Raw genomic sequence first — 21481 nt, forward strand, 5'->3', positions numbered from 1 at the left:
TCACCTACTTTGCATAATAAATCAATTGTTGCGAAGATTCATCAATCATCACTTGTTGATTATATGCTAAAAAGTCTAATTGTCCAACAGTTTCTGAAATAGTAAGCGGCAATTGCTCCTTATATAATACCGGAAATAGTTTTACACATACTTCAAATGCTGTCATTGGTTTTTCCTTTAATAACTCAAGCACTTTAAACGCACGTGTTTCTTGCTTTTGTAATCTCGTTTCAATAAGTTGTTTCACATTTAGAACATCTTCTCCATGTCCTGATAAAATGCGCGAAATATTCATTTCACTTAAACGCTTTAATGTTTGATTATATTGTAATAACGGGCGCGCCCTTTCTGTTTGTCCTTCATATGGTGGTTCTAATATGGGATTCGAAGAAATATGGCTAATGAGAGCATCCCCGCCAATTAATATTCCATCAGATTCTCTATATAATGAAATATGAGTGGAAGCATGACCTGGTGTTTCGATTACTGTAAACCCAGGTAAAGAATCAATACGATCTCCCTCTCTCACAGTATGCGTTAACGATCTATTACAAGAATATTTAAGTGTCTTCGTCGTCAATAACGCCTCGTCTTTCAAAAATGCCGCTGGAACACCAAATTGCAAAGCTGTCTCTCTAAAAAACTCATGATACCACTTTAAAAATTCTGGATTTTGCGTGATCCAAGGCTCATTCCAAGGATGTCCAATAATGTTCGTTTTCTCAGAAAATATATTTAAAAGCCCACAATGATCCGCATGATGATGCGTAATGACTACTGTTTTAATATCTTCTATCGCATATCCTAATGTACCTAATTGCCTTTCTAAAGCACTTCTTGCCTCTTCTGTATTCGTCCCTGTATCAATTAATGTTAATGTCTCCCCCTCAACTAAAAACACATTCACAGTTTCAACTGCAAATGGCACAGGAATCTCCATTCGGTGAATCGCCGTCATGCTTAGCCCCCCTGTCTCTTTCCGGTTCAAAAATGAATACTTCTTCAGTTTACAACTTCTATATATATTTGTCATTATTTTCAGATAAAAAGAGGTGTTTCCTGTAAAAAAACGAATGTATGTACATTTATAAGAATTTCTAACCAAATTTAAAGGAGGAACATCATGTCTATTCAAAACATTTCCTTTCTCGGTGCAGGCTCTATTGCTGAAGCTATTATTGGTGGCTTGTTACATGCAAATGTTGTGAAAGGCGAACAAATTACTGTAAGTAATCGTTCTAACGAGACAAGATTGCAGGAGCTACATAAAAAATATGGCGTAAAAGGTACGCATAATAAAAAAGAGCTACTTACTGATACAACTATTCTTTTTCTAGCAATGAAACCAAAGGATGTTGCAGAAGCGCTTACTCCTTTTAAAGAAGATATACATAATAACCTGCTTATTATTTCCTTATTAGCAGGTGTTTCTACTCACTCGATTAGAAACCTACTTCAAAAAGATGTTCCGATTATTCGTGCGATGCCAAATACATCTGCAGCTATTTTAAAATCAGCTACTGCTATCTCGCCTTCAAAACATGCAACAGCGGAACATATTCAGACTGCCATAGCTTTATTTGAAACGATCGGTCTCGTCTCTGTTGTAGAGGAAGAAGATATGCATGCTGTCACTGCATTATCTGGAAGTGGGCCTGCTTATATTTATTACGTAGTGGAAGCGATGGAAGAAGCCGCAAAAACAATTGGTTTAAAAGAAGATGTTGCAAAGTCACTTATTCTTCAGACGATGATTGGTGCTGCTGAAATGCTAAAAGCAAGTGAAAAACACCCTTCTGTTTTGCGAAAGGAAATTACTTCTCCTGGCGGAACGACCGAAGCAGGCATTGAAGTATTACAAGAACATAAATTTCAACAAGCACTTATTTCTTGTATTACACAGGCTACACAACGATCACATAATCTTGGGAAAACATTAGAACAACTAACAAAAGAAAAATAAAAATGGAGCTCAATCTTACTTGAGCTCCATTTTTTTATTAACATATATTGTTTAGTTATTAGTCTTCCCAAAAATCTCTTCTTGCAGACGGCGACCAGTTGGTGTTGCTGCAAGTCCACCTTCAGCTGTTTCACGAAGTGCTACTGGCATCGTTTGTCCGATTCTAAACATCGCCTCAATCACTTCATCACATGGAATTGTACTCGTTACGCCAGCTAATGCTAAATCAGCTGAAATCATCGCATTCGCAGCTCCTGCTGCATTACGTTTTACACAAGGTACTTCTACAAGCCCTGCAACAGGATCACATACTAAACCAAGCATATTCTTTAATGAAATCGCCATCGCTGTAGCTGCTTGATCTTGTGTTCCACCAGCCATCTCAACTGCTGCTGCTGCTGCCATTCCACTTGCTGAACCTACTTCAGCTTGGCAACCTCCTGCCGCGCCGGAAATACAAGCATTATTCGCAACAACCATACCGAAAGCTCCTGCTGTAAATAAAAATTCGATCATCTCTTCGCGTGTCGGCTGTAATTTTTCTTGCAGTGCAAACAGTACACCTGGCACTGTTCCAGCAGACCCTGCTGTTGGTGTTGCACAAATAATTCCCATCGCTGCGTTTACTTCATTTGTTGCAACAGCTTTACTCACCGCGTCCAAAATCGTATCTCCAGATAAGCCTTTTCCGCTATTCATATACGCCTGAACTTTTACAGCATCTCCGCCAGTTAAACCAGTTGGTGATTTCACTCCGCGAATACCACGTTCTACTGCTTGCTCCATCACGACTAAGTTCTTTTCCATACCAGCAATTACTTCTTCACGTGAAATACTTCTTGTTTTCATTTCACATTGAATCATAATTTCTGCGATTTTTACATTTTGTTCTTTAGCTTGCGCCACTAGTTCCGCTGCGTTCCGAAACATGGTGTGTCCCCCCTGCAATTATTCCATAATAGTTACTTGACAAATATTTTGTTGCGCGTTTATTTCTTCAATCACTTCATCTGCTAATAATTCATCTGTTTCGATAACCATAAGCGCTCTTCTTCCTTTTTCTTTACGAGAAACACTCATTGTACTAATGTTAATTTCATGTTTCGCAAGGATTGAAGCTACTGCTGCAATAGCACCGAAGCGATCGTTATTTACAATAAGTAGTGCTGGACTCGTGCCTGTTAATTGAAGATCGAATCCGTTTAATTCTACAACTTCAATTTTACCGCCACCAATTGAGCAAGCAACAACTTCAATTTCTTCTTCACCTTTATACAAACGAATTCTCGCTGTATTTGGGTGAGGTGCATTTGCATCTTCTTCAATAAATTCTACTTCGATTTTGCGCTCTTTTGCTATGTCTAGCGCTTCTGGAATACGTAAGTCATCTGTTTCAAACCCTAATATCCCACCTATTAACGCTACATCTGTACCATGCCCACGATACGTCTTTGCAAATGATCCATATAATGAAATGCTTACTCTTTCTGGTTCATGACGAAACAGCTGGCGAGCAACTTGCCCCATTCTTGCTGCGCCTGCTGTATGTGAACTTGATGGACCAATCATAACTGGACCAATAATATCAAATACTGAGCGATACTTCATCATAACTCCCCCTAAACCTCTGTGCAAAAATTTTTTACTATTCTATTAAGCTACCGAATCGGTTGCTTTTCCAGTTGTACGACGAATTTGTTCCACTATACGAATTGGATAGTTTTTGAATAACAGTGAAACAATATATCCTGAAATAATACCAATTATCATAATAAATAAGAAACTTAGCATTACCTTCATTTACTAATCATATAAGCTAATCCACAATAAAGTCTTGTAGCAATCCAAAGTTTAACACAGAACCCCTTACAAGCATAGCATAAACAAGTGAAACTCCCATTGCTTTCATACCTTTTAGTGCTTTAAAGCTAAAAAATGAAAAAAGACTTAGTACAAATAATAGTAATATCCTTCTTATTTGTAATTCTCATGTTTCCCTCTCACGATTTAGTCAACTCCACTTGTTACGACAAATGGCTAAAACGCATGTAGCCTACAATAAATTATAATCTGCCCTCATTATATCTTGTTTTTAATAAAACGCTTACTTTTAATAAATTTTAAAAGTTCTGAATAACGATCCGTTTTTGCTATTTGTACCACTCGTATGTCGTCTGACTTATATAACAGTTTCTCTAAACAATCGGTACTATGTATTTTTATCCTATTTCTTCACATCATTAAAACTTTCTGTTTCATCCAATATAAACATAAAATGATAACAGTTTTATTTTAATTTTTTTTTAGAAATAAAAAAATGGCAACCTTTCGTCACCATTTTTTCACACCATTATTATCTATCTACTGGAAATGATTTCAAATCCGTAGCTATTTCTGTATTAGAAAATAGCTCTCTTGCCTCTTTCCATAATTCCTTATATGTATCTCCTTGATAACGAGAACTAATATGAGTCAATATTAATCGTTTTGCATTTGCCTGAAGTGCAATACTCGCAGCTTGCTTAGATGTAGAATGAAAATAATCATATGCTTGTTGTTCATCCTCTGCTGCAAAAGTGGCTTCATGAACAAGTACGTCAGCGTCTTGTGCCAGCTCTCTACTCGCTTCACAATATCTTGTATCACCTAAAATGGTAATAATTCTTCCCTTTTGAGGTGGACCAATAAAGTCTTTTCCATTTAGTATCGTACCATTTTCTAATTCAACTACTTCTCCATCTTTTAAACGTTTAAAGAGCGGGCCAGGTTTCACACCCATCTCCAGTAATTTATCGACTAAAAGAGCACCTTGTATATCTTTCTCTACAATACGATACCCAAAACATTCAATACCATGTGACAATCTTTTCGTTTCCACGTGAAATTCATTATCTTCAAATACAGTACCTTCTTCTATTATCTCCACAATTTCAAGTGGGTATTTTACATGTGTCGTACTTACTGATAATGCCACTTCAATAAATTGTTTAATTCCTTTTGGTCCATACACTGTTAAAGGTGTAGTCCCTCCTTGAAATGAACGGCTTCCTAATAAACCAGGCAAGCCAAAAATATGATCACCATGTAAATGCGTAATAAATATTTTTTCAATGCGGCGTGGGCGTACTGATGTATGTAATATTTGATGTTGCGTCGCCTCGCCACAATCAAATAACCAAGTCTGTCCTCGTTCTTCTAACAATTGCAAAGCAATTGCCGAAACGTTCCTTCCTTTCGAAGGAACACCTGCACCAGTTCCTAAAAATACAAATTCCACTTTCTTTCCTCCAGCTCTTTATATAATCTACCTTTCATCTTACGGAATGTTATTTCAAATGGCAAATCGAATTTACATAACCGATCATCTAGACAACTATATATCACGAACGTTATACTCAAAAAACTTAGTAATCGTTCGTGTTTTATGTTAAAATGATTATACTACATTTTAAGGGAGCGTTTTATTATGAAAGAAGCATTTCGTTTACAAACTGATTTTTCATCTTCATTTGATCGCTGGGTAAGTTCTTTCGTTTCTGATCACCCAGCACAATTAGAATGGACGACTTTGAAAGAATTAATCCATGAATATACAACAACACATACAAATGATTCATTACCAACATATATTTCTTCAGCTTTAACATATTACGCACAACGCGTTTCAACAACAAACAGTTCAGAAATTGTTATTTTTGAAAATGCTACAATCTCATAATCTATAATAAAAAGCACTGGTTACAGTGCTTTTTTTATTTATACTTATTTAGCAAATCGTCATATTCCGTCAAAAAATTTGTATACATACTTTGATCAAACTCATCTAAATTTATCCTTTCACTTGATTTATTAAATAATTCTTTTGCTTGTAGTGCAAAAGAAACAATTTATTTTCTATAAAAACTTTATAGTAAAAAATTTCATAGTTAATTGTAAAAATAAAAGGTGTCATGATATTTACAGCTTCATGACACCTTCTACATAAACTTATTTTCTAATTTTTGCTGAAAAGACTTTTCTTGCTTACGTAATAATTGACTACCTCGTTGTAAAATCGGCATTCCATACTTATCATTAATTTGATCGATGACAGCAAGTAGCGGCTCTTCTTTCGCATCTTCTTCAAATGAAAACAAATCTAATTGTTTCACCGATTCTGTCTTCCACTCTATTTCAGTGGCTGTAACACCTAGTAAACGAACAGAATCACCGTCCCAATGTTGCTTCCATAAACGAGATGCTGCCTGAAAAATATCTCGTTCTTCCCAAATCGCATTTTTCAATTGCTTACTCCGTGTTACTGTCCGCCTATCATGATATTTAATCATAATTTGAATATTATAGCTGACAAGAGTTCGCTTTTGTAATCTTTTACTCACTGATTTTGATAGCCGTTCTAACATATCAAGTAATTCTTTCTCTTCATCCATATCCTTTGAAAAAGTCATCGAATTACCGACACTTTTATGTTGTCCCATTTGACTCGGGTCAACTTCCCTATCATCCATACCTTTTGCCCGCCTTTGTAAATCAACGCCATGCTTTCCAATTTTAGCGCGAATGATATGTTCGTTCCCTTTTGCTAACTGCTCAATTGTTTGTATATGAATATCATTTAATTTTTCAGCTGTTTTTTCTCCAATTCCATGCATTGCTTCAACTGGAAGTGGCCAAATCATTTCTGGAATATCTCGTTTTCGAAGCACGGTAATACCGAGAGGCTTTTTCATATCAGAAGCTGTTTTTGCTAGGAAAAGGTTAGGAGCAATTCCGATGCTACACGGAAGCTGTAACTCTGTTAATAACGCCTGCTGAATCATCTTTGCTATTTCAAGAGGTGAACCGAGTGCGTAGCAATCTGTAATATCTAAATACCCCTCATCTATAGAGACTGGTTGTATTTTTTCCGTAAAACGTGAAAGAATTTGAAACATTTGAAATGAAGCTTCACGATATAATGTAAAATTAGGACGCATTACAACTAATTGCGGGCATAACCTTTTTGCTTCCCAAAGAGGCATCGTTGTACGTATTCCATAGTCTCTTGCCTCATAACTACATGTTATAATAATTCCTTTTCTTTCTTTTTCATTTCCAGCAACTGCTAACGGCTTCCCTTGTAATGATGGGTCATGAGCAATTTCAACAGATGCGAAAAAACAATTCATATCTACATGCAAAATAACACGACCATTTTTCGGATACATTTCTCGCATAGTACTCACTCCCTAATCAGAACGTTCGTTCTTTCATTATATCAAATTTTGCATAATAGTTATAATAATTACTTGTTCTTTTCCTTTCATACATTTGATACAATTTACATAAAATGTATCAAATTACAAAAAGGGGTGATTATGATGAAATCAACTAATAAACTCAACTATACGTTCCTTGTGATTATATTAATCATAGCCATTAATTATTTACTGCTTCCTATTTTCAACTTTAATACATTTGGATTCTTCCCTCGTCTAGTACATATAGCAACAACTTATATATTGCCATGGATTTTCTTGTATTGGCTGATCCGCCTTGTAAAAGCAATCGAATCAAAATAAAAAGCGTGTAAATCAATTGTGATTTACACGCTTTTTCTATTACATTACTTCGCTACTTCTTCAATAATTGCTATAACTAATTCTGCTGTTTTCGCTAATTCTTCAACAGGAATCTTTTCGTTTGTTGTATGAATTTCTTCATAACCAACCGCTAAGTTAACTGTTGGAATACCGTGTCCTGCAATTACGTTTGCATCACTTCCGCCACCACTTTGGTGAAGAGAAGGTGTACGACCAATGTTTTCAGCTGCACGTTTTGCAACTTCTACAACGTGATCGCCCTCAGCAAATTTAAATCCTGGGTACATAACGTTTACTTCAACGTCTGCATGACCACCCATTTCTTTTGCAGTTGTTTCAAATGCTTCTTTCATTTTCGCAACTTGTGCTTCCATTTTTTCATTGATTAAAGAACGCGCTTCTGCAAAGATTTGTACATGATCGCAAACGATATTTGTTTGTGTACCACCTTCAAAACGTCCAATATTTGCAGTTGTTTCAGAATCAATACGACCAAGTGGCATCTTCGCAATTGCTTTCGCTGCGATAGTAATTGCAGATACACCTTTTTCTGGTGCTACACCAGCATGAGCTGTTTTCCCACGAATAATTGCATTCACTTTCGCTTGTGTTGGAGCTGCAACAACGATTTCACCAACTTTTCCATCGCTATCTAATGCGTAACCGTATTTCGCTGTAATGCGCTCACGATCTAATGCTTTTGCACCAACAAGACCAGATTCTTCTCCAACTGTAATAATAAATTCAATTTTACCATGAGGGATGTTTTTCTCTTTTAAAACACGAATTGCTTCGAACATTGATGCTAATCCAGCTTTATCATCCGCACCTAAAATCGTAGTACCATCTGATACGATATATCCATCTTTAATAGAAGGCTTAATTCCATTACCAGGAACTACTGTATCCATATGAGAAGTAAAGTAAATTGTATCAACACCATCTTTTGTTGCTGGTAAAGTACAAATTAAATTACCTGCACCATGCCCAGTAACAGCCATTGTGTCATCTTCAAATACTTCTACACCTAAATCTGTAAAATTCTTTGTTAATACTTTACAAATTTCTGCTTCAAATTTCGTTTCAGAATCTACTTGTACTAATTCCATAAATTCATTTACTAAACGTTCTTGATTAATCATAAGACTGCGCCTCCTGCACTACCATTATGTATGTAACACTATTAATTATAACAGAATTTCGCAAAAGTTTCGAAATACAAGACAAAAAACAGACGGTTTATATGTCTAGATAACCATCTGCTTTCTATTACTCATTTAACAATACCCAGCGCATATGATCTTCCCATACTCCATTAACCATTAACATTTTCCTAGACACGCCCTCATATTGAAAGCCTATCTTCGTCACTACTTGTATAGATGCTAAATTTCGTGGCATAATCGGTGCTTCTATACGATGTAACTGAAATTCCTCAAAAGCAACTTGAATCGCTTTTCTAAGCGCTTCTGTCGTATAACCTTTGTTTAACTCTGCCTTATCTAATTTATAGCCGAGTACACAAGATTGATAAATTCCGCGAACAATTAAATTAAATGAAATACATCCAATTATTTTCGTATCATCACCCTTTTTAAAAATCCAAAGCCTGATGATTTTACCTTCTGCAAACTCTTTTCTATCCTTTTGTAACTTTTTCTTCTGATAATCTAACGTAAAAAAATCATCCGGTCTATACTCTTCCCAAGCTTTTAAAAATTCACGATTTCTGTCGTAATATTGAAGAACTTTTTCAGCATACGACTCATCAATTTCCCTTAAATGTAAACGATTTGTTTCATATATTTTCATCATCGTATCTCCATTCTTCAGCTTGCATAACAAAAAACTTATACTCTATCATTAATTATATATTCTCTACATACATACAAATTTCCTGTTATACTTTACACGCACTTCTCGAATTTTGTCACTTCTCTCCCCTTGTCCACAATATCATTTCTCGTTACAATAATATTGTACTGATTTGCAAGGAGGCTTAACGATGCATAAAAAAGCTCAAAAAGTTATGATTTATGTAATGCTAATTTCTATGCTTGTAACAACATTACTTGCTGGCGCAAGTATGTTTTGGTAAAAAGGACGATGTGTTCGTCCTTTTTTTACTTTTTACACATAACATAATAAAATAAACCATCTCGATATCGAGATGGTTTATTTTATATAAAGCACAATCGCTACAATACTAAAGGAGAATGACATTACAAGTGCTGTTATAAAACTTGTATATTGTTTCTGCTGAAATGCTCCAATAACAAAAGTAAGATTGAGTAATGCCATACATACAATTGCTACAAGATAAGAACATATATTAAAAGTTGCCAATATGAATGTAATAACAAATAGAAATCCCATAAAAAATTGCATATACGAAATTTTTGGATTCAAGTACATATGAGCAACCCCTTTATCTAATTTTTTATCCTGATCGGTGAGGGCTGATAATCCGCGGGTAAAAAACATCCCACTGATTAAAGTTTCACTTTATCTTTCTATACTCTCATTAACTCATGGTTATGTACACATGTCAAGACAACTTATTACAATAGAAAAAGCCAACCTTTGTTGGCTTTTTCATATGCAATGGCTCCTTTTTGTTTTGCCAATTGCTGAAATGATTTTTTCGACTTCACAATCCATACTTTCGTTCCAATTGGAATGCGATCAAATAAATACTCCACATCGTTTTTCTTCATTCTTATACATCCTTGTGAAATATACTTTCCAATTGAACTAGGTTGGTTTGTTCCATGTATTCCATATTTACTTCCATCAGTTCCTCTTGCATTAAATCCAATCCACCTTGACCCAAGTGGATTTTTCGGTGACCCACCTGGAATATCCTTCGCAATATAATACGGATCCTTCGCTTTCATTACAACATCAAAAGTTCCCTCTGGAGTTAATTCATTTGTTTTCCCTGTCGCTACTGGAAAAACCTTTTGGATCTTTCCATCGTCAATATAAGCTAGTTTATTCGTCGCTTTATTTACAATAATAAAAGGATCTCCGGCACGTGGATTATCACCAAGAGGCCAAATAGGTGATAAAGAAAGACATAATATGAAAGAGAGAAGATACGGCATAATAATTCCTACCTTCTATATAAGTTCTTTTATATTATCCTTTCCCTTAAAACGGCTTTTAATGAGTAAATATTGTTCCATTTCATACACAAGTTGAACAAGCTTCGCACGTATCTCAAATTCTTCACGTGTAACGGGCAATGGCATGTCTCTAAATAATTCTCTCATTTCTTGAAGCTGTCTTAAGGAAATAACCCCAGTACTCTCAGGGCTAATAGCATTTCCAATGTTTTCAACCACATCCGCAATCATATCAGCTTGTTCATATGTCCATGATAAAGAAGCTGCTAATGGTATCATCCGTTCTAAAATTTCGAATTGTTGCATGCGCATATTAAAATAACGATAGTAATAGCCATCTTCTCGCATAAATGCATTCTCAAGTTTCTTAAACGATAAATCCCTTGCTTCATTTAGCATATTTTCAGTTTCAATAAGTTCTGCCCCGCTCCAGCTACTTTCTCTGTTTCGTAAATACACGACCATTTCAAACAAAATTGTTTTAAAGTTACTTTCTATTGTATCCTGATACTCTTTTAGCTTATTTTCACTACTTGGCATATACATATTCACTAATAAAGCCACGCTAATTCCTATCGTTAATATCGCAATTTCATTCCCAACAATAAGCCATGTAATTTGTTTCAATGAATATAGATGCATCACAATAACTGAACTCGTGACAATACCTTCTTGAATTTTAAGCATAACTGCAGTCGGAATAAATGTAAGTAATAATATACTAATTGCAAGTGGTGTATATCCAATTGTTTCAAAAATACAAAAAGCGAATACCATTGATAATACACAAGCTAAAAAACGATGTAACGACACTTGAAGTGATTTACGTTTCGTATTTTGTACACATAATATAACTAAAATGCCCGCTGAACTATAAAATTCTAATCCTAATAACTGCGCAATAAAAACGGCTGCGCCTGTCCCTATTGCTGTTTTTACTGTACGGTATCCAATTTTGAACATAGCACTGCTCCTATATGTATAAACGTATTTACAGTTAGTATAAAAAAAGGATGACACAATGTCATCCTTTTCTACTTATTATTCACGCAACCTTTACATATTACAATATTTTTTGTAAAAATTGTTGCGCACGTTCACTTTTCGGTGCTACAAAAAATTCTGTTGGCGCGCTATCTTCTACAAGCTTTCCACCATCTAAAAAGAGAACACGATCTGCTACTTCTTTTGCAAATCCCATTTCATGTGTAACAATCACCATTGTCATTCCTGTCGTAACTAATGATTTCATAACTTCTAACACTTCTTTTACCATCTCTGGATCTAGTGCTGATGTTGGTTCATCAAATAACATCACTTCTGGTTCCATCGCTAACGCTCTCGCAATTGCTACACGTTGCTTTTGTCCCCCCGAAAGACGATTCGGATACGTATCTTTTTTATCTAATAAACCGACCTTTTCTAAAAGTTTCTCGGCTTTCTTGTCAGCTTCTTGTTTCGTTACTCCTTTTACATTGATAGGAGCATACGTAATATTTTCTAATACAGTCATATGAGGAAATAGGTGAAAATGCTGAAATACCATTCCGACATTTTCACGAACGTGCATAATATTCGTTTTCGGATTCGTTACTTCTTCCGTTCCAATCCAAATGTGACCATTTGTCGGTGCTTCTAGCACATTCATACAACGTAAAAATGTTGATTTCCCTGATCCAGACGGTCCAATAATTGCTACTACTTCCCCTTTTTCAATCGTTGTTGTAATCCCTTTTAATACTTCGTTTTTTCCAAATGATTTATGAAGGTTTTCAATTTTAATCACTTTTCTTCATTCTCCCTTCAATTGCCTTCCCGACTAATGTAAGAATAATGACTAGCATATAATAAATGAGTCCAACAAAAAGTAATGGTTCAAGATATTTAAACGTTTCACCGCCTACAATGTAAGCACGGCGCATTAAATCGGTCGCTCCTATTACTGTTACTACAGCCGATTCTTTCGTAAGTGTCGCAAACTCGTTCACAAGCGCTGGTAATATATTTTTTAATGCTTGAGGGAAAATGATATTTCGCATCATTTTCCCGTAAGGAATTCCTAAAGCCATCGCTGCTTCTGTTTGTCCTTTATCAACCGCTTGAATGCCGGCACGAATTACCTCTGACATATATGCACCTGAATTTAAGCTAAATGCTAATACAGCTGCTACGAATGCTGGTATTTCATAACCAATTATTTGCGGGACACCGAAATAAATAATCATTAATTGCAATACAAGTGGTGTACCACGGAAAATTGATGTATAAAAATCTGCCGCTATATTTAATGCTCGTATTCTAGCAATTTTGCAAAGCGCTAATAACGTTCCTAAAATAAACCCAACTAACGCTGATACTGCTACAATTTTTAAAGTAACTTCTAGGCCTTTTAGTATATATGGTATCGAAGGCGTAATCGCCGAAAAATCTAAGTTCATTCTTTTCATTCCCCTCACAGAAAAGTGAAAGGCAGCTTATTTTTCGCTGCCAAACCATTTCTTCACTAATTTATCCATTTCTCCATTTTCTTGCATTTTTTTAATTACTTTATTAAATTCTGCTGTTTTATCACTGTTTTTCGGAAGGGCAATTGCTGCTCCTACTTCTTCTGGTGCTTCTTTAATTTCAATTCCTTGTAATTCTTTCATTTTTTCTAAATAATTTTTAGCAACTGTGTCTTCTATAATTGCAGCGTCAAAACGACCAGCTTTAATTTCTTGTACGATTTCTGGTATACGGTCACGTCCCTCAACTTTGAAATCTACTTGTTTTTTAAATTCTGCTGCTTTCTCTTCTTGGATAGATCCTGTTTGTACCCCTACTTTTTTCCCTTTTAAATCCTCTACAGATTGAATATTAGAATCCTTTTTAGAAACGACCATGTTTTTCGCAACAAAATATATATCTGTGAAGTCAACATTATTTTTACGCTCTGCCGTTGGCGTCATACCTGCCATTACGAAATCAACTTTTCCTGAGCTAAGGGATGCTAATAAACCACCAAAATCCATATCTTTCACTTTCACTTCATAACCAAGTTCTTTTCCGATATATTTAGCAACATCAACATCAAAGCCGATAATTTCATCACTTTTTGAAGCTTCTACGTATTCATATGGTTTATAATCTGCTGAAGTCCCCATAACCAGTACTTTCTTATTTTTTCCAGTAGCCTTTTCTTCCCCATTACTACAAGCACTGAACATACTTACAATTAAAATAAGTGCAAACGATATTGATAATAACTTCTTCATCTTTCTTCCCCCTAATGATGTATATTTAAAAGTTTAATAGAATATTTATTCGATGTTTGTATTGTATCAGCACTTTAATTTTTATGCAATATATAAAATAAAAATAAATAAAATATCAATACAAACAACGTTTGTTATGTATAAAACTTTGCATAAATCAACATAACTATGCATATCCCATAAATTTTAATACTAAATAAAAAAAGGCGGTACATCCACTTCATTGTGGACGTACCGCCTTTTCGCTTATATTTATAGTTCTTCACAATTCTCTTCGAAATAAGATTGTAGTTTTGCAATAACTTGCATTGGTTCATGACCTTCAATTTCATGACGTTCTACCATCGTTACAATTTTTCCATCTTTTAATAAAGCGAATGATGGAGAAGAAGGTGGATATCCTTCGAAATATTCACGAGCTTTTGCTGTCGCTTCTTTATCTTGACCTGCAAACACCGTTACAAGATGGTTAGGACGTTTATCATAATGTACGGAATGCGCAGCAGCAGGACGAGCAATACCACCTGCACAACCACATACAGAGTTTATCATTACAAGTGTTGTTCCATTTCTTTTAAACGCTTCTTCTACTGCTTCCGGCGTCGTCAATTCTGTATATCCAGCAGAGACAATCTCTTCACGCGCTTGGCGGACAACATCATTCATAAAAAAGTTAAAATTAATCAATCTTTTCCCTCCTCTAAAACTATCTATTTGTATCTTACCAGTTAATGTTTATGAAATACAAGTAAGTTTACTTGTATTTAGGCATAGAAAAGGTGTTAGAGCCCTTGCTCTAACACCTTTTTTTTAATGGCCACGATGCTTTTGCTTTGCTTTTTGTACTTTAATTAAACGTCTTCTTTGTTTTTCAGCTTCTCGCTTCTCTTTAGACTGCACTTTCTTTTCTTGTTTATACAATTCATAAGATAAACTAATCGCTTCTTGTGCCTTAGTAAAACGCTTTACATTTACTTCTTTTGCCGCTTGTCGTATGATACGTTTTATATTTTTTGGACGCTGTTTTTCTTCCACTTCCACACCGCATTTTGCAACATGCTGGAAATATGCTAACATTGGACCATTCACAAATATAAGTACTTCTTCATCTGAAGGTTCCATTCCAAAAATATACCTTGCTCCATACAATTTTCCTTTTTCTTTATGCGTAATAATTCCTACGAAAAATTGACCATCGTGATATACTGTCAAATCCATTGACAGCCCCTCCTTTAAAAAAATTAGAAATACTGGACATCCCGGAGGGGAAGGTTACTGACATGAAATCATGCGTCTGGACTACCGACCAGAACTGTGTTTTTGTATTTCTTTCACTATTATTATATCTCTTTTTCCATAATCTTCATATATTCACCAATCATTTTTTTATGCGATCCTACAATATAGTCAGGTAGTTCTGTTAGTGGGAAGAATGTAAGCTGAACCGCTTCTTCTTTATTCATAACAAACTCCCCTTCATATTCATCCGTATAATAGGCTGTCGTTACGGATTGAAATTCATCACCATTTGCTAGTTTTGTAAAATAATTCGCTCCCGAAAATACATTAATTAATCGCAAGTTCTTCACTTCTATTCCTGTCTCTTCATATACTTCACGGCAAGCTGTTTCTTCTGGTGATTCGCCAAGCTCCATTAATCCGCCAGGCAATCCCCATTTTCCGTAAGGCTCTGTTCTTTGCTGTAATAAAACATCCCCATTTTCATTTATAACGAGTACAACAGCACCAACTAAAATTAAAGGGCGATGACCAACTATTTTTCGTAATTCTTCTACATATCCCATCGTATCGCCTCCTTTTTCGTTGTCCACACTATTGTATCATATGTATGAAACGACAAAATGCGTATATTTTTCATTTTTTTAACAAAATATTTATTTTATGTGCTTCATCTACTGTAGCTAACATAATGGATTCAACTTCTGCGTTTTTCTCTAGAAATTCTCTCGCCCATTCTTCTGTTTTCCCTAATAAAGCAAGAACATCTTTCTGAATGCTCCCATCCTTTACTAATACAAATGAAACTGGAGATTTTTTTCCCGCCACTTTCAGATCAAGCCGCGAAACTGCTTCATATTCTGGATACTGAAATATAGAAACGACACCGTTCGCTTCCCATAATGCTAATTTAATCTTTTGAATATCACTCACATTTCGCATACGAAGTTCCGAAAATAAATATTCCACCGTAATTCTCGCTTTTTTCAAATTGCTAAAATCAATGGAACCATTGTGTATAAGAATAATAGGTGCTGGCTCTAAAAAGCGTCTCCATCTATCCCATTTCAACATTAAGACTGAGCTTATAATGTGAAGTACAACGAGTATGAACGTTGTAATCATTGATCCGAGTAATCCTACTTTTTCATCAGATAATGCGTTAGAAATATTTCCACCAAGCAATAATACTAATACGACATCTAAAAAACGAAGTTGCGCGATGGATCTTTGTCCCATCGCTTTCGCAACTAATATTAAAAATATGTATGCTATAATAGCCCGAATAACCCATTCACTATTGGAAAGATGCCGTGCCCCTTCAAAAATATGCATATGCATCACTTTGCACTCCTTACCCGTCTCAAACTGCTACTTTGTTTTAGTTTGCAACGTTTAAGAGCATATATGTAAAAAAGCTGGTTCGTATTTACACGAACCAGCTTTTTTACTTAACAGAAAACATATACTTTTTATACGTTTTCCGTACCGATAATATGAGACCCATCATAATCATATTCGAGAACAAGGAACTTCCCCCATACGATAAGAACGGTAATGCAATCCCTTTTACAGGCATTAATCCAACGATCATACCGATGTTTTGGAATATTTGAACCGTTAATATTCCGATTGATCCAGCACATAATAATGTACCGAATAAATTATCAGCAGAATAACCGATAATAATTGTTCGATATAGTAGTAATAGGAACAAGAATACAACTAACGCTGCTACGATAAATCCACCTTCTTCGGCAATTGTAGCAAAAATAAAGTCAGTATGCTTCTCAGGGATATAGACGTTCCCTTCGCCAAATCCTTTCCCTTCCATACCGCCACTACCTACAGCTAAGATCGATTGCTGTGTTTGATAACCTTGATCTGTATGTTCAAATGGATCTAACCAACCTAAAATACGTGATTGTTGGTGAGGTTTTAGTAAAGTAACTAAATTATTAAAGAAGAAATCCTCATACCTTACGTAAATAAATATTAACGCCGATACTATGGTCACCGGAATAATTGTACATAACGCTATCAATTTCTTCTGAATACCTGACATAAATAAAATACATGCAATTGCAGCAGCATATAAGAACACCATACCTGTATCCGGTTGGCTATATACAACAGCCGTAGGAGGAATAGCTACTAACATTACCTTTCCTATTAATATTAGGTCTGTTTTAAATGTTCGAACCATATACTGTGCATTATGTTTTACTGCTAAATTTGCTACTAACATAACCAGTGCAATTTTGAAAAACTCCGACGGTTGAATAGATCCAATTACCGGAAACCTAAACCATCTTTTCGCCCCAAGTATTTCAGGTGTAAAGTTTGAAACTGGTAATATCTTCAACAAAATAATCGAAGCAAATGTAGCAATATACAATGGCCAAGATAGTTTTTGTAGCTGATCTGAATCAACACTTGCAACAAGAAGTAACATTACAATCCCAATTATGTAGTTAACACCTTGTTTCAGAGCAAAATTCTCAGCCCCATATTGTCCAGTTTGCTGACTGCTATATATAGCAGCTATACTCGTAACACATAATGCTAACAAAATTAATATTAATTTTACATCTAAACTTTTTAGAAACTCGGTACTTCTTTTCATGACATCCTCCTGAAACATTGTTACAGCAAAATAAAAAACCAGGAGTCAACATTCTTCATGTTTTGACGACTGATTACACATTATCTATAAAACACTTATATAGAATAACTCTCTTTTTCATACAATACAATATATTATACTACAGTTTCGTCAGTAAGATTTGCCAAAAAAATTATTCTTTTCTTATTTTATATCCATATACCATATATCAGCAATGTATTTTCATAAATTCCTAATACATAATCGTTCATTGTAAGATTACTGGGGAAGATATTATACATATAGTAGGATGTAGATGAAGAAATAAGATGATAAAAAGCTCGCATAAGCGAGCTTTTTATTAATATACAGATGTATTATTTTCTGACGTATTTTCTAAAATTTCTTTTACACGTCCTAAGAACTTACCACAAATTAAGCCATCTAGTACACGGTGATCAAGTGATAAACATAAGTTAACCATGTCGCGAGCACCGAACATACCATTATCCATAATTACTGGGCGTTTTACAATTGATTCAACTTGTAAAATAGCCGCTTGTGGATGATTAATAATACCCATAGATTGAACAGAACCAAATGATCCTGTGTTATTAATTGTAAATGTTCCACCTTGCATTTCGTCCGCTTTTAACGATTTCGTACGTACTTTTCCTGCAAGCTCTGTAATTTCACGAGCAATACCTTTAATCGTCTTCTCATCCGCGTGTTTAATTACTGGTACAAATAGTTCGTCCTCTGTTGCAACAGCGATAGAAAGGTTAATATCTTTCTTCTGAACGATCTTATCGCCAGCCCACATTGAATTGATTTGAGGATACTCTTTTAACGCTTGCGCTACTGCTTTTACGAAGAAAGCAAAGAACGTTAAATTAAAGCCTTCGCTCTTTTTGAAATCACCTTTAATTGAATTACGGTATGACACAAGGTTTGTCACATCTACTTCAATCATCATCCAAGCATGTGGCGCTTCGTGTTTACTACGTAACATGTTCGCTGCAATTGCTTTACGCACACCTGTTACTGGAATTTCGATATCGCCAGGCATTGTTGGTACAGAAACTGGTTTTGCAGTTTCTACTTTTTGTGCTACTGGCGCTGCTTTTGGTGCTTCTGGACGCTCTTCTACTACTGCTGCTACCGCTTCCTCTTTCTTCGCACCTGCTTGCGGAATATTTCCAGATTCCACTAGCTTTAAAATATCTTTACGAGTGATACGGCCATTTGCTCCCGTACCTTCTACTAAATCTAAATCAACATTATGCTCACCTGCAAGTTTTAAAACAGCTGGTGAAAAACGTGGTTTTCCATCAGTTGATTGTTTTGCTTTCGGTGCTTTTTCAGACGTAGCTACTTCTAACTTTGGTTCTTCTTTAGTTTTTTCCTCAACAGCTGTCGCTGCTACTTCATCTGCGCCTTCTACTTGAATAACACAAACTACTTCACCTACAGCTAACGTCTCACCTTCACCAGCAATTAATTCTTTCACAATACCAGTGAAAGAAGATGGTACTTCAGCATTTACTTTATCAGTCATTACTTCTGCAAGTGGATCATACTTGTTTACATGATCGCCAACATTAACGAGCCATTTACTAATTGTACCCTCTGTAACGCTCTCCCCGAGCTGAGGCATTGTGATATTTTCTACAGCCATGTATAGTCCCCCCGATTAAAATTCCGCAAGTTCACGCATTGCTTTTTCAACTTTATCTGGATTTACCATAAAGAATTTTTCCATTGTTGGTGCATATGGCATTGCTGGAACGTCTGGACCTGCAAGACGTGCGATTGGCGCATCTAAATCAAACAGACAGTTTTCAGCAATAATTGCTGCCACTTCACTTATAATACTTCCTTCTTTATTGTCCTCTGTTACAAGAAGAACTTTACCTGTTTTAGAAGCTGCTTCAATGATTGCTTCTTTATCTAATGGATATACAGTACGTAAATCAAGAACATGTGCAGAGATGCCATCTTGCGCTAACTTTTCAGCTGCTTGAAGAGCAAAGTGAACACATAATCCGTATGTGATAACAGTAATATCATCACCTTCGCGTTTTACATCTGCTTTTCCGATTGGTAATACGTAATCATCCTCTGGCACTTCACCTTTAATTAAGCGATATGCACGCTTATGCTCAAAGAATAATACTGGATCTTCATCACGAATTGCTGCTTTTAATAAACCTTTTGCATCATACGGTGTAGAAGGAATGACAATTTTTAAACCTGGTTGGTTCGCAAACATCGCTTCCACAGATTGTGAATGATACAATGCACCGTGAACACCGCCGCCAAATGGCGCACGAATTGTAACTGGACAAGTCCAATCGTTATTAGAACGATAACGAATTTTTGCTGCCTCAGAAACAATTTGGTTTACTGCTGGCATGATGAAATCAGCAAACTGCATTTCAGCGATTGGACGCATACCATACATTGCCGCACCAATTGCTACCCCAGCAATTGCAGATTCTGCAAGCGGTGCATCAAGCGCACGATCTTCACCAAATTGATCATATAATCCGTGTGTCGCTTTAAATACGCCACCTTTTTTACCAACATCTTCACCTAAAACAAATACTTTCTCATCGCGTTCCATTTCTTCGCGCATTGCTAATGTAATAGCATCAATATAAGACATTACAGCCATGAAACGTTCCCCCCTATTCTGCGTATACGTGCTTCAATGCATCTTCAGGTGCTGCATACGGAGCATTTTCTGCATATTCTGTTGCTTCATTTACGATATGCATAATTTCGTCTAACATTTGTTTTTCAAATTCCTCAGTTAACACGCCAGCTTCTTTTAAATAAGCTGCAAATGTTATGATTGAATCTTTTTTCTTTGCTTCTTCTACTTCTTCTTTATCACGATAAACACGATCATCGTCGTCACTAGAATGTGCTGTTAAACGATATGATACTGTTTCAATTAAAGTTGGGCCTTCACCACGACGGCCGCGGTCTGCTGCCTCTTTTACAGCTTTATATACTGCAAGTGGATCGTTTCCGTCTATTGTATATCCAGGCATACCGTAACCAATTGCACGGTCTGATACGTTTTTACATGCTAATTGTTTTTCAACTGGAATAGAGATTGCGTATTTATTATTTTCACACATGAAAATAACAGGTAGTTTGTGTACACCAGCAAAGTTTGCCCCTTCATGGAAGTCACCTTGGTTTGAAGAACCTTCTCCAAATGTAACAAACGTTACTAAATCTTTCTTTTCCATTTTTCCAGCTAATGCAATACCAACTGCATGTGGTACTTGCGTTGTTACTGGAGATGATCCTGTCACAATACGATTTTTCTTTTGACCGAAGTGACCAGGCATTTGACGACCACCAGAGTTTGGATCTCCAGCTTTCGCGAAAGCAGACAACATAAGCTCTTTAGCTGTCATACCGAACGCTAGTACAACACCCATATCACGGTAGTATGGTAATGCATAATCTTTCTCTCTATCAAGAGCGAATGCTGCTCCAACTTGTGCAGCCTCTTGTCCTTGACAAGAAATTACGAATGGAATTTTACCCGCACGGTTTAATAACCACATACGTTCGTCGATTTTACGTGCAAGTAACATCGTACGGAACATTTCTAATACTTGCTCATCACTTAAGCCAAGCTCTTCATGGCGCTTTTCTTTTACTTCTGCCATTTTTCATAACCTCCTAAA

General features: G+C 35.8%; 26 protein-coding genes and 1 pseudogene. 4 read left to right on the plus strand and 23 right to left on the minus strand.

Translation table 11 applies throughout. From position 1 onward, the window contains the following. Positions 1 to 4: 4 nt before the first annotated feature. Entirely contained in the window at positions 5 to 958 is a 954-nt protein-coding gene (locus ACU8YW_RS20365; RefSeq protein WP_064474854.1) for an MBL fold metallo-hydrolase, read from the minus strand. Positions 959 to 1123: 165 nt separating this feature from the next. Here ACU8YW_RS20365 and proI point away from each other — a divergent pair, with 165 nt between their 5' ends. Beyond that, complete coding sequence (gene proI, locus ACU8YW_RS20370; RefSeq protein WP_000027261.1) at positions 1124 to 1963, plus strand: pyrroline-5-carboxylate reductase ProI; 840 nt, start codon at positions 1124 to 1126, stop codon at positions 1961 to 1963. A 51-nt stretch (positions 1964 to 2014) separates the two neighbouring features. On the opposite strand, the gene sdaAA is transcribed toward proI, so the two are convergent. The 4 genes from sdaAA to rnz all read right to left on the minus strand — a co-directional run bounded on the left by sdaAA (position 2015) and on the right by rnz (position 5240). Continuing rightward, positions 2015 to 2893: an L-serine ammonia-lyase, iron-sulfur-dependent, subunit alpha gene (gene sdaAA / locus ACU8YW_RS20375; protein WP_000489470.1), complete on the minus strand. Its 879-nt coding sequence runs from the start codon at positions 2891 to 2893 to the stop codon at positions 2015 to 2017. 18 nt (positions 2894 to 2911) lie between these two features. Further along, positions 2912 to 3571 (minus strand): L-serine ammonia-lyase, iron-sulfur-dependent subunit beta, encoded by a 660-nt coding sequence (gene sdaAB / locus ACU8YW_RS20380; protein ID WP_000877441.1) that lies wholly within the window; start codon positions 3569 to 3571, stop codon positions 2912 to 2914. A gap of 45 nt (positions 3572 to 3616) precedes the next feature. Beyond that, positions 3617 to 3763, minus strand: a complete 147-nt coding sequence (locus ACU8YW_RS20385) for a hypothetical protein (RefSeq protein ID WP_262719676.1) — start codon at positions 3761 to 3763, stop codon at positions 3617 to 3619. 553 nt (positions 3764 to 4316) lie between these two features. Then, entirely contained in the window at positions 4317 to 5240 is a 924-nt protein-coding gene (rnz, locus tag ACU8YW_RS20390; protein ID WP_088064377.1) for a ribonuclease Z, read from the minus strand. A 189-nt stretch (positions 5241 to 5429) separates the two neighbouring features. On the opposite strand from rnz, the gene ACU8YW_RS20395 reads away from it, so the two are divergent. Then, positions 5430 to 5681 carry a DUF3932 family protein gene (locus ACU8YW_RS20395; RefSeq protein WP_000656495.1) on the plus strand — a complete coding sequence of 84 codons (252 nt, stop codon included), beginning with the start codon at positions 5430 to 5432 and terminating at the stop codon, positions 5679 to 5681. 34 nt (positions 5682 to 5715) lie between these two features. Here the strand turns inward: ACU8YW_RS20395 and ACU8YW_RS20400 are convergent. Next, a pseudogene (locus tag ACU8YW_RS20400) lies at positions 5716 to 5850 on the minus strand (DNA polymerase IV); the annotation flags it as partial. 90 nt (positions 5851 to 5940) lie between these two features. Beyond that, positions 5941 to 7179 carry a DNA polymerase IV gene (locus tag ACU8YW_RS20405; protein ID WP_088064378.1) on the minus strand — a complete coding sequence of 413 codons (1239 nt, stop codon included), beginning with the start codon at positions 7177 to 7179 and terminating at the stop codon, positions 5941 to 5943. A gap of 144 nt (positions 7180 to 7323) precedes the next feature. On the opposite strand from ACU8YW_RS20405, the gene ACU8YW_RS20410 reads away from it, so the two are divergent. Then, positions 7324 to 7524 (plus strand): hypothetical protein, encoded by a 201-nt coding sequence (locus ACU8YW_RS20410; protein ID WP_046956380.1) that lies wholly within the window; start codon positions 7324 to 7326, stop codon positions 7522 to 7524. A 44-nt stretch (positions 7525 to 7568) separates the two neighbouring features. On the opposite strand, the gene ACU8YW_RS20415 is transcribed toward ACU8YW_RS20410, so the two are convergent. Both ACU8YW_RS20415 and ACU8YW_RS20420 read right to left on the minus strand, forming a co-directional pair. Further along, positions 7569 to 8687, minus strand: coding sequence for a tripeptidase T (locus ACU8YW_RS20415; RefSeq protein WP_426933848.1), 1119 nt, complete (start codon positions 8685 to 8687; stop codon positions 7569 to 7571). Positions 8688 to 8814: 127 nt separating this feature from the next. Beyond that, positions 8815 to 9360 carry a GNAT family N-acetyltransferase gene (locus ACU8YW_RS20420; protein ID WP_002008488.1) on the minus strand — a complete coding sequence of 182 codons (546 nt, stop codon included), beginning with the start codon at positions 9358 to 9360 and terminating at the stop codon, positions 8815 to 8817. 190 nt (positions 9361 to 9550) lie between these two features. Between ACU8YW_RS20420 and prli42 the strand changes: the two genes are divergently transcribed. Continuing rightward, on the plus strand, positions 9551 to 9643 hold the full coding sequence (prli42, locus tag ACU8YW_RS20425) for a stressosome-associated protein Prli42 (RefSeq protein WP_000549038.1): 93 nt from the start codon (positions 9551 to 9553) through the stop codon (positions 9641 to 9643). 77 nt (positions 9644 to 9720) lie between these two features. On the opposite strand, the gene ACU8YW_RS20430 is transcribed toward prli42, so the two are convergent. The 14 genes from ACU8YW_RS20430 to bfmBAA all read right to left on the minus strand — a co-directional run bounded on the left by ACU8YW_RS20430 (position 9721) and on the right by bfmBAA (position 21463). Then, on the minus strand, positions 9721 to 9960 hold the full coding sequence (locus ACU8YW_RS20430; RefSeq protein WP_000281162.1) for a DUF3894 domain-containing protein: 240 nt from the start codon (positions 9958 to 9960) through the stop codon (positions 9721 to 9723). A gap of 146 nt (positions 9961 to 10106) precedes the next feature. Continuing rightward, positions 10107 to 10652 (minus strand): L,D-transpeptidase, encoded by a 546-nt coding sequence (locus ACU8YW_RS20435; protein WP_106382652.1) that lies wholly within the window; start codon positions 10650 to 10652, stop codon positions 10107 to 10109. Positions 10653 to 10667: 15 nt separating this feature from the next. Then, on the minus strand, positions 10668 to 11636 hold the full coding sequence (locus tag ACU8YW_RS20440; protein ID WP_000472675.1) for an aromatic acid exporter family protein: 969 nt from the start codon (positions 11634 to 11636) through the stop codon (positions 10668 to 10670). Positions 11637 to 11736: 100 nt separating this feature from the next. Then, a complete protein-coding gene (locus ACU8YW_RS20445) occupies positions 11737 to 12459 on the minus strand; it encodes an amino acid ABC transporter ATP-binding protein (RefSeq protein WP_087985156.1) in 723 nt (240 codons plus the stop codon). Next, entirely contained in the window at positions 12452 to 13111 is a 660-nt protein-coding gene (locus tag ACU8YW_RS20450; RefSeq protein ID WP_001046922.1) for an amino acid ABC transporter permease, read from the minus strand. The genes ACU8YW_RS20445 and ACU8YW_RS20450 overlap by 8 nt, the downstream gene beginning before the upstream one ends. Before the next feature lie 36 nt (positions 13112 to 13147). Then, positions 13148 to 13927: a transporter substrate-binding domain-containing protein gene (locus tag ACU8YW_RS20455; protein WP_000735475.1), complete on the minus strand. Its 780-nt coding sequence runs from the start codon at positions 13925 to 13927 to the stop codon at positions 13148 to 13150. A gap of 252 nt (positions 13928 to 14179) precedes the next feature. Next, positions 14180 to 14593 (minus strand): BrxA/BrxB family bacilliredoxin, encoded by a 414-nt coding sequence (locus ACU8YW_RS20460; RefSeq protein ID WP_170968331.1) that lies wholly within the window; start codon positions 14591 to 14593, stop codon positions 14180 to 14182. Between the two features lie 144 nt (positions 14594 to 14737). Beyond that, complete coding sequence (locus tag ACU8YW_RS20465) at positions 14738 to 15145, minus strand: YjdF family protein (RefSeq protein WP_073516449.1); 408 nt, start codon at positions 15143 to 15145, stop codon at positions 14738 to 14740. Positions 15146 to 15267: 122 nt separating this feature from the next. After that, complete coding sequence (locus ACU8YW_RS20470; protein ID WP_087985159.1) at positions 15268 to 15732, minus strand: NUDIX hydrolase; 465 nt, start codon at positions 15730 to 15732, stop codon at positions 15268 to 15270. Between the two features lie 70 nt (positions 15733 to 15802). Continuing rightward, positions 15803 to 16507, minus strand: coding sequence for a DUF421 domain-containing protein (locus ACU8YW_RS20475; RefSeq protein WP_048546371.1), 705 nt, complete (start codon positions 16505 to 16507; stop codon positions 15803 to 15805). Positions 16508 to 16613: 106 nt separating this feature from the next. Next, the gene (locus tag ACU8YW_RS20480) at positions 16614 to 17792 is read right to left on the minus strand and encodes an FtsW/RodA/SpoVE family cell cycle protein (protein WP_088123370.1); all 1179 of its coding nucleotides are present in this window, start codon (positions 17790 to 17792) and stop codon (positions 16614 to 16616) included. 340 nt (positions 17793 to 18132) lie between these two features. After that, positions 18133 to 19449 carry a dihydrolipoamide acetyltransferase family protein gene (locus ACU8YW_RS20485; protein ID WP_446893994.1) on the minus strand — a complete coding sequence of 439 codons (1317 nt, stop codon included), beginning with the start codon at positions 19447 to 19449 and terminating at the stop codon, positions 18133 to 18135. A gap of 15 nt (positions 19450 to 19464) precedes the next feature. Then, complete coding sequence (gene bfmBAB / locus ACU8YW_RS20490) at positions 19465 to 20448, minus strand: 3-methyl-2-oxobutanoate dehydrogenase subunit beta (RefSeq protein ID WP_000290073.1); 984 nt, start codon at positions 20446 to 20448, stop codon at positions 19465 to 19467. Positions 20449 to 20461: 13 nt separating this feature from the next. Beyond that, positions 20462 to 21463: a 3-methyl-2-oxobutanoate dehydrogenase subunit alpha gene (gene bfmBAA / locus ACU8YW_RS20495; RefSeq protein ID WP_000852549.1), complete on the minus strand. Its 1002-nt coding sequence runs from the start codon at positions 21461 to 21463 to the stop codon at positions 20462 to 20464. Between the last annotated feature and the right edge of the window lie 18 nt (positions 21464 to 21481).

Source organism: Bacillus pretiosus (genome assembly GCF_052947655.1).

What these genes read in the sequence shown, in the direction of transcription:
- prli42 (WP_000549038.1), top strand. Translation starts at nt 9,551, where the DNA reads ATGCATAAAAAAGCTCAAAAAGTTATGATTTATGTAATGCTAATTTCT.
- ACU8YW_RS20470 (WP_087985159.1), bottom strand. Translation starts at nt 15,732, where the DNA reads ATGGGATATGTAGAAGAATTACGAAAAATAGTTGGTCATCGCCCTTTA.
- ACU8YW_RS20420 (WP_002008488.1), bottom strand. Translation starts at nt 9,360, where the DNA reads ATGATGAAAATATATGAAACAAATCGTTTACATTTAAGGGAAATTGAT.
- ACU8YW_RS20430 (WP_000281162.1), bottom strand. Translation starts at nt 9,960, where the DNA reads ATGTACTTGAATCCAAAAATTTCGTATATGCAATTTTTTATGGGATTT.
- ACU8YW_RS20475 (WP_048546371.1), bottom strand. Translation starts at nt 16,507, where the DNA reads ATGCATATGCATATTTTTGAAGGGGCACGGCATCTTTCCAATAGTGAA.
- bfmBAB (WP_000290073.1), bottom strand. Translation starts at nt 20,448, where the DNA reads ATGGCTGTAATGTCTTATATTGATGCTATTACATTAGCAATGCGCGAA.
- bfmBAA (WP_000852549.1), bottom strand. Translation starts at nt 21,463, where the DNA reads ATGGCAGAAGTAAAAGAAAAGCGCCATGAAGAGCTTGGCTTAAGTGAT.
- ACU8YW_RS20365 (WP_064474854.1), bottom strand. Translation starts at nt 958, where the DNA reads ATGACGGCGATTCACCGAATGGAGATTCCTGTGCCATTTGCAGTTGAA.
- ACU8YW_RS20440 (WP_000472675.1), bottom strand. Translation starts at nt 11,636, where the DNA reads ATGTTCAAAATTGGATACCGTACAGTAAAAACAGCAATAGGGACAGGC.
- sdaAB (WP_000877441.1), bottom strand. Translation starts at nt 3,571, where the DNA reads ATGAAGTATCGCTCAGTATTTGATATTATTGGTCCAGTTATGATTGGT.
- sdaAA (WP_000489470.1), bottom strand. Translation starts at nt 2,893, where the DNA reads ATGTTTCGGAACGCAGCGGAACTAGTGGCGCAAGCTAAAGAACAAAAT.
- ACU8YW_RS20395 (WP_000656495.1), top strand. Translation starts at nt 5,430, where the DNA reads ATGAAAGAAGCATTTCGTTTACAAACTGATTTTTCATCTTCATTTGAT.
- ACU8YW_RS20460 (WP_170968331.1), bottom strand. Translation starts at nt 14,593, where the DNA reads ATGAATGATGTTGTCCGCCAAGCGCGTGAAGAGATTGTCTCTGCTGGA.
- ACU8YW_RS20480 (WP_088123370.1), bottom strand. Translation starts at nt 17,792, where the DNA reads ATGAAAAGAAGTACCGAGTTTCTAAAAAGTTTAGATGTAAAATTAATA.
- ACU8YW_RS20465 (WP_073516449.1), bottom strand. Translation starts at nt 15,145, where the DNA reads ATGGATTTGACAGTATATCACGATGGTCAATTTTTCGTAGGAATTATT.
- ACU8YW_RS20385 (WP_262719676.1), bottom strand. Translation starts at nt 3,763, where the DNA reads ATGAAGGTAATGCTAAGTTTCTTATTTATTATGATAATTGGTATTATT.
- ACU8YW_RS20485 (WP_446893994.1), bottom strand. Translation starts at nt 19,449, where the DNA reads ATGGCTGTAGAAAATATCACAATGCCTCAGCTCGGGGAGAGCGTTACA.
- ACU8YW_RS20455 (WP_000735475.1), bottom strand. Translation starts at nt 13,927, where the DNA reads ATGAAGAAGTTATTATCAATATCGTTTGCACTTATTTTAATTGTAAGT.
- ACU8YW_RS20450 (WP_001046922.1), bottom strand. Translation starts at nt 13,111, where the DNA reads ATGAACTTAGATTTTTCGGCGATTACGCCTTCGATACCATATATACTA.
- ACU8YW_RS20410 (WP_046956380.1), top strand. Translation starts at nt 7,324, where the DNA reads ATGAAATCAACTAATAAACTCAACTATACGTTCCTTGTGATTATATTA.
- ACU8YW_RS20405 (WP_088064378.1), bottom strand. Translation starts at nt 7,179, where the DNA reads ATGCGAGAAATGTATCCGAAAAATGGTCGTGTTATTTTGCATGTAGAT.
- ACU8YW_RS20415 (WP_426933848.1), bottom strand. Translation starts at nt 8,687, where the DNA reads ATGATTAATCAAGAACGTTTAGTAAATGAATTTATGGAATTAGTACAA.
- proI (WP_000027261.1), top strand. Translation starts at nt 1,124, where the DNA reads ATGTCTATTCAAAACATTTCCTTTCTCGGTGCAGGCTCTATTGCTGAA.
- ACU8YW_RS20435 (WP_106382652.1), bottom strand. Translation starts at nt 10,652, where the DNA reads ATGCCGTATCTTCTCTCTTTCATATTATGTCTTTCTTTATCACCTATT.